Origin of the sequence: Kitasatospora sp. NPDC097691, from assembly GCF_040302665.1 — a bacterium.
Classification (GTDB): Bacteria; Actinomycetota; Actinomycetes; order Streptomycetales; family Streptomycetaceae; genus Kitasatospora.
The window spans coordinates 40,962-47,375 of the sequence record NZ_JBEORY010000069.1 but is presented as its reverse complement, the minus strand read 5'-3'; the positions used below and the strand labels follow the sequence as shown (position 1 = coordinate 47,375).

At 69.3% G+C, this 6,414-nt stretch carries 5 protein-coding genes and 1 rRNA gene; all 6 read left to right on the top strand.

Annotated elements, in window-relative coordinates:
- A 5S ribosomal RNA gene (gene rrf, locus ABTY56_RS33410) occupies positions 1 to 92 on the top strand; the annotation flags it as partial.
- A 98-nt stretch (positions 93 to 190) separates the two neighbouring features.
- The gene (gene clsA / locus ABTY56_RS33405; protein WP_350633128.1) at positions 191 to 811 is read left to right on the top strand and encodes a cardiolipin synthase ClsA; all 621 of its coding nucleotides are present in this window, start codon (positions 191 to 193) and stop codon (positions 809 to 811) included.
- Positions 812 to 935: 124 nt separating this feature from the next.
- Complete coding sequence (locus tag ABTY56_RS33400; protein WP_350633127.1) at positions 936 to 3,431, top strand: sugar phosphate nucleotidyltransferase; 2,496 nt, start codon at positions 936 to 938, stop codon at positions 3,429 to 3,431.
- A 178-nt stretch (positions 3,432 to 3,609) separates the two neighbouring features.
- Positions 3,610 to 4,707: a DUF881 domain-containing protein gene (locus tag ABTY56_RS33395; RefSeq protein ID WP_502893241.1), complete on the top strand. Its 1,098-nt coding sequence runs from the start codon at positions 3,610 to 3,612 to the stop codon at positions 4,705 to 4,707.
- On the top strand, positions 4,704 to 5,036 hold the full coding sequence (locus ABTY56_RS33390) for a small basic family protein (protein WP_030062488.1): 333 nt from the start codon (positions 4,704 to 4,706) through the stop codon (positions 5,034 to 5,036). Before ABTY56_RS33395 ends, ABTY56_RS33390 begins: the two co-directional genes overlap by 4 nt.
- Positions 5,037 to 5,343: 307 nt before the next feature.
- Positions 5,344 to 6,249, top strand: coding sequence for a DUF881 domain-containing protein (locus ABTY56_RS33385; protein WP_350633132.1), 906 nt, complete (start codon positions 5,344 to 5,346; stop codon positions 6,247 to 6,249).
- Positions 6,250 to 6,414: the final 165 nt, after the last annotated feature.

Genomic DNA, 6,414 nt, shown 5'->3' with positions numbered 1-6,414 from the left:
CGCCCGGTTACATTCCGAACCCGGAAGCTAAGCCTCACAGCGCCGATGGTACTGCAGGGGGGACCCTGTGGGAGAGTAGGACGCCGCCGAACAATTCTTCGAGAGAAGCCCCCGCCGGGTGAACCGGACGGGGGCTTCTCTGTTGTAAGGTCAGTGTGCATTGTCGCCACAACGGACAGGAGGCCCCCGGGTGGAGGTCCAGGAGACGCGAGTCCAGACCGATCGCGTCCTCACCATCCCCAACCTGCTGAGCATGGGCCGGCTGGTCGGCGTCCCGCTTTTTCTCTGGCTCATTCTGTGGCCGGTCTTCGGCGGGCCCAACAATGACGGCTGGGCGCTGCTGATCCTGGCGCTGAGTGGTGTCAGCGACTACCTGGACGGAAAGCTCGCCCGACGGTGGGGGCAGATCAGTCGGGTGGGGCAGCTGCTGGACCCGCTGGCCGACCGGCTCTATGTGCTGTCCACGCTGGTCGGATTGACCTGGCGTGAGATTCTGCCCTGGTGGCTGACGGCGATTCTGCTGGCCCGGGAACTTTTCATCGCCGCGCTGCTGCCCATTCTGAACAAGCACGGTTACGGCCCGCTGCAGGTGAGTTTCCTGGGGAAGGCCGCGACCTTCAATCTGATGTACGCGTTCCCGCTCCTGTTGCTCGGCAGCGTGGACAGCTGGATCGCGCGGCCGGCCGAGGTGGTGAGCTGGGCCTTCATCTGGTGGGGCACCACGCTGTACTGGTGGGCCGCCATTCTTTACGCGGTGCAGGCGCGGCAGATCGTCAAGGGGCGGCCGGCGGGCTCGGCGTCCGCAGTCTGAGACGTGATCTGAGAGAAGCCCCACGCCTCATCGGTGAGTCGGACGATACCTTCCGGGTAGAGAACCCTCTGGAACGGTTTGATGGACCTGCTGGTCCACCACCGCGAAGGAGGACGCACCCGTAATGAAAGCCGTTGTAATGGCAGGGGGCGAGGGCACTCGACTCCGCCCGATGACCTCCAGCATGCCGAAGCCGCTGCTTCCGGTCGCCAATAGGCCGATCATGGAGCACGTGCTTCGGCTGCTGAAGCGGCACGGCCTCTCCGACACCGTCGTCACCGTGCAGTTCCTGGCGTCACTGGTCAAGAACTACTTCGGTGATGGCGAGGAGTTGGGCATGCATCTGACGTATGCCCACGAGGAGACACCACTGGGCACTGCGGGGAGTGTCAAGAATGCCGAAGACGCGCTGAAGGACGACTCGTTCCTGGTGATCTCCGGTGACGCGTTGACCGACTTCAATCTCTCTGAATTGATCGACTTTCATCGAAGCAAGGACGCGCTGGTCACCGTCTGTCTCACCAGGGTGCCGAATCCACTGGAGTTCGGTATCACGATCACGGACGACGACGGACGGGTCGAGCGATTCCTGGAGAAGCCGACCTGGGGGCAGGTCTTCTCGGACACGGTGAACACCGGTATCTACGTGATGGAGCCCGCGGTCTTCGACTACGTCGCAGCGGGTGAGTCCGTCGACTGGTCGAGTGACGTCTTCCCGCAGCTCCTGAAGGAGGGCAAGCGGGTCTACGGCTACGTCGCCGAGGGCTACTGGGAGGACGTGGGCACTCACGAGAGCTACGGCAAGGCCCAGGCGGACGTCCTGGAGGGCAAGGTCGACGTCGAGCTGGACGGGTTCGAGATCTCGCCCGGAGTCTGGGTCGCCGAGGGGGCCGAAGTGGACCCCGAAGCGGTGCTCCGCGGTCCGCTGTACATCGGGGACTACGCCAAGGTCGAGGCCGGCGTCGAGATCCGCGAGCACACCGTGCTGGGCAGCAACGTCGTCGTCAAGCGCGGTGCGTTCCTGCACAAGGCGGTGGTGCACGACAACGTGTACGTCGGGCCGCAGAGCAATCTGCGGGGCTGCGTGATCGGCAAGAACACCGATGTGATGCGAGCCGCGCGGATCGAGGACGGAGCGGTGATCGGGGACGAGTGCCTGGTCGGCGAAGAGTCGATCATCGGGGCGAACGTCCGCGTGTACCCGTTCAAGACCATCGAGGCCGGCGCCGTCGTCAACACGTCGGTGATCTGGGAGTCGCGCGGCCAGGAGCACCTCTTCGGCGTCCGTGGCGTGTCGGGGATCCTGAACGTCGAGATCACCCCGGAGCTCGCCGTCCGGTTGGCCGGGGCGTACGCGACGACGCTGAAGAAGGGAGCCACCGTCACCATTGCGCGTGACCACTCGCGTGGTGCGCGTGCGCTCAAACGGGCGATGATCTCGGCGCTGCAGACCTCGGCGATCGACGTCCGTGACCTGGAGAACGTTCCGATGCCGGTGGCCCGGCAGCACACGGCGCGGGGGAGTGCGGGCGGGATCTTCCTGCGGACCACGCCGGGGGTGCCGGACTCGCTGGACATCCTCTTCTTCGACGAGCGCGGCGCGGACCTGTCGCAGGGCGGGCAGCGCAAGCTGGACCGCGTGTACGCGCGCCAGGAGTACCGGCGGGCCTTCCCCGGCGAGATCGGGGACCTGACCTTCCCGTCCAGCGTCTTCGACTCCTACGCGGGCAACCTGCTGCGGACGGTGGACACCACCGGGGTCCGGGAGGCCGGGCTGAAGGTCGTGGTGGACACCGCGCACGGCAGCGCGGGCCTGGTCCTGCCGAGCATCCTCGGGCGGCTCGGGGTGGAGGCGCTGACCGTCTCCAGCGGGCTCGACGAGTCGCGGCCGACGGAGGACGCGGAGACGCGGCGGGCCGGGCTGGCCAGGCTCGGTGAGCTGGTGGCCTCCTCACGGGCGGCCTTCGGGGTCCGCTTCGACCCGGTCGGCGAGCGCGTCGCGTTCGTGGACGAGCTGGGCCGGGTGATCGACGACGACCGGGCGCTGCTGGTCCTGTTGGACCTGGTGGCGGCCGAGCGGCGCAGCGGGCAGGTGGCGTTGCCGGTGACCACGACCAGGATCGCCGAGCAGGTCGCCGCGTACCACGGCACCCAGGTCATCTGGACCACGACGACGCCGGACGACCTCGCGAAGGCGGCCTCCGCCGAGGGAACGGTGTTCGGCGGGGACGGGCGCGGCGGCTTCGTGGTGCCCGAGTTCAGCGGGGTGCTGGACGGGGCCGCGGCCTTCGTCCGGCTGGTCGGCCTGGTCGCGCGGACCCAGCTCACGCTGAGCCAGATCGACGCTCGGATCCCGCAGGCGCACATCCGGCGCCGGGACATCGCGACGCCGTGGGCGGCCAAGGGCATGGTCATGCGCTCGGTGGTGGAGGCGGCCGGGAGCCGGCGCCTGGACACCACCGACGGTGTCCGGGTTGTCGAGGCGGACGGGCGCTGGACGCTCGTGCTGCCGGATCCGGCCGAGGCGATCACTCACCTCTGGGCGGAGGGCCCGGACGACGCGGCCACCGAGGCGCTGTTGGACGAGTGGGCGGCGGTGGTCGAGGGCGCCGGGCGGTGACGGCCCGGGGCTGAGTACCGAACGGCCCTGATCGGCGGGGCGCACGGCATCGTTCGTGCGCCCCGCTGTCCGTTTTCACATCATTCGGAACAATCCGTCGCTTCCGTCTTGTGTGCAGCGTGTGTGCAGCTCAGGGGCCGTGCACGGGCCCCCTCGTCGTCATGGGACGATGGTCCCCATGCCAGCGACGCCGACTTCGAGTCCCCCGAACGGGCGGTACAACCGCCCGGACGCCTCGATGTCCCTGCTGACCAATGTGATGGACCACAGCCTGGACGAGGGTTACGCCGAGGCGGCCGCGGCGCGCGGCGGTGCCCGCGACAGTCGGATACCCGGGACGCTCCAGGGCCTGCTCACGCTGGGCGCCGGGCTGGCGCTGGTCGGAGCGGTCGTGACGGTGGGTGCGGTGAACGCGCACAAGGCCGAGCCGACACTGGCCAAGGAGCGGGACGCGCTGATCCAGCGGATCAACGACAGCAACACCTCGGCCGACCGGCTGCAGAAGCAGGTGCAGGAGCTGCGGCGCAAGGTCGACAGCACGCAGCAACAGGCGCTGGCCTCGGGGGACGGGGACACGGGGGGTCTGAGCGGCGCCGTGGGCCTCGGCGAGGTCACCGGGCCGGGAATGAAGCTGGTCCTGGAGGACGCCGCGGGGACGGGCCTGGGCGGCAACGTCGACCCGCGGGCGGGGCAGGGCTTCTCCAACAGCGGCCGGCTGCGGGACCACGACCTGCAACTCGTGGTGAACGGCCTCTGGGGATCCGGGGCCGAAGCCCTCGCGATCAACGGCCAGCGGCTCACCGCGCTCTCCGCGATCCGGGCCGCCGGTGAGGCGGTGCTGGTCGACAACCGGCCGCTGGTGCCGCCGTACACCATCCAGGCGATCGGGGACGGGCCGAAACTCCTCACCGCCTTCGAGAACGACATGGCCGGGCAGTACCTGCGGCTGCTCCAGGAGAAGTACGGCATCAAGTCGACGCTCTCCACGCAGAAGAGCCTGACGCTTCCGGCAGCGGTGGGGGTGACGCTGCGGACCGCGCAGCCGGTCACGCCCGAGCCCTCGTCGACGGCGACACCGTCGGCCACGGCCACGGCATCCGTGAGCGGAACGGCCTCGCCCGGGCCCGGAACCTCGGAGGCCCCGGGCGCGTCCGTCTCACCGTCGGCCCCACCAAGCCCTTCACCATCCGCGACCAGCGGGGGTCCTAACCCCAAGCGGCGTCCGTCGACCGGATCCGCCAAGACCACGACAGGGACAGGAGCAGCCAGACCGTGATTGCCGTACTGGGTCTTGTGATCGGGGTGGTCGTCGGCCTGTTCGTCCAACCCGAGGTGCCGGACGCCGTCGTGCCCTACCTGCCGATCGCGGTGGTGGCGGCCCTGGACGCGGTGTTCGGCGGCGTCCGGGCGATGCTCGACGGGATCTTCAACGACAAGGTCTTCATCGTCTCGTTCCTGTCGAACGTGGTGGTCGCAGCCCTGATCGTCTTCCTCGGTGACCAGCTGGGCGTCGGCTCGCAGCTGTCCACGGGTGTGGTCGTCGTCCTCGGCATCCGCATCTTCTCCAACGCGGCCGCGATCCGGCGCCATGTCTTCCGTGCCTGAGCAGGGCCGCGAGGAGGCGGCACAGGAGGAGCGGGCCGCCGTGCGGACCGTCGCGAAGCCGGCCGTCGGCAAGCCGGCCGCGGAGCCGGACGGCAGGACGGCCGAGGAGCCCGCCGTGGAGGCCGTCGAGGGACCCGCGCCGGAGACGGGCGACCCGTCCGGGTCGGACGGGCCGGCAGAGCCGGACGAGGCTGCTGAGGAGGCCGGAGCGGCCGTCCCGGCTGCGAGGGGCGAGCAGGTCCCGGATGCCGCGGAGGAGCCGGCCGGGGAGAGGTCTGACGCTGAAGCTGAGCTCGAGGCCGACTCGATGCCGGAGCCGACGCTGCGGCTGGTGAAGCCGGTCCGGCCGGAGCCGGAGCCTCAGGCGGGCCCGGAGCGAGAGGCAGGCCCGGAGTCGCAGGCCGAGCCGGAGTCCGTACCGGAGCCTGAGGGTGAGCCCGAGCCCGCAGCGGCGGAGCCCGGCGCGCAGGCGCCCGTCGTGGACCGGAACGCCGGTCGGCGGCGACTGAAGGCGGCGCTGTGGCCGCCGCGGCTGTCGCGCGGGCAGTTGGTGGTGGCACTGCTGCTGTTCTCGCTCGGCTTGGGGCTGGCCATTCAGGTGCGGTCGACCAACGACCACCACAGCCAGCTGCGTGGCGCCCGGCAGGAGGACCTGGTCCGGATCCTCGACGAACTGGACAGCCGTCAGCAGCGTCTCCAGCAGGAGAAGGCGGAGCTGGAGCAGTCCCTGGCGAAGTTGGAGAACAGCTCCAACCAGGCCAAGGAGGCCCAGGAGCAGACCAGGAAGAAGGTGACGGAACTCGGCGTGCTCGCCGGTACTGTCAGAGCCACTGGTCCGGGCATCGTACTCACGGTCGATGATCCCCAAGGGCAGGTGAAGGCAGATATGCTGCTGGACACCCTGCAGGAACTTCGAGCGGCGGGGGCGGAGGCGATTCAGATCAACGATGTGCGCGTGGTGGTCAACACCTACTTCACCGACCTCGCGGGCGGTGGGGTGCAGATCGACGGGAAGAAGGTCTCGCAGCCCTATCGGTTCACCGTCGTGGGGAACCCGCAGGATCTGACACCCGCGCTGAACATCCCGGGGGGTGTCGTCCGTACGCTGGAGAGCCACCAGGCGCGGGCGACGATCACCCAGCAGCAGAAGGTTGTCGTGGACGCCCTCGTGGATCCGAAGACGCCGCAGTACGCCAAGCCGGCTTCGAAGTGACGAGGCGTCCGACGAACGGCCCGTCACGGGCCGACGGCACCCGGTGCGGGGCGCCGCCGTCACGTGGGCGAGACTGGTTCGCACCAGTACGCTCCGGATCAAGAACCGCAGCACCAACTGTCGGAGTACCACTCAAGCGGGCCCGAGCCGCAACCGGGCTCGCAG

What these genes read in the sequence shown, in the direction of transcription:
- ABTY56_RS33400 (WP_350633127.1), top strand. Translation starts at nt 936, where the DNA reads ATGAAAGCCGTTGTAATGGCAGGGGGCGAGGGCACTCGACTCCGCCCG.
- ABTY56_RS33395 (WP_502893241.1), top strand. Translation starts at nt 3,610, where the DNA reads ATGCCAGCGACGCCGACTTCGAGTCCCCCGAACGGGCGGTACAACCGC.
- ABTY56_RS33385 (WP_350633132.1), top strand. Translation starts at nt 5,344, where the DNA reads ATGCCGGAGCCGACGCTGCGGCTGGTGAAGCCGGTCCGGCCGGAGCCG.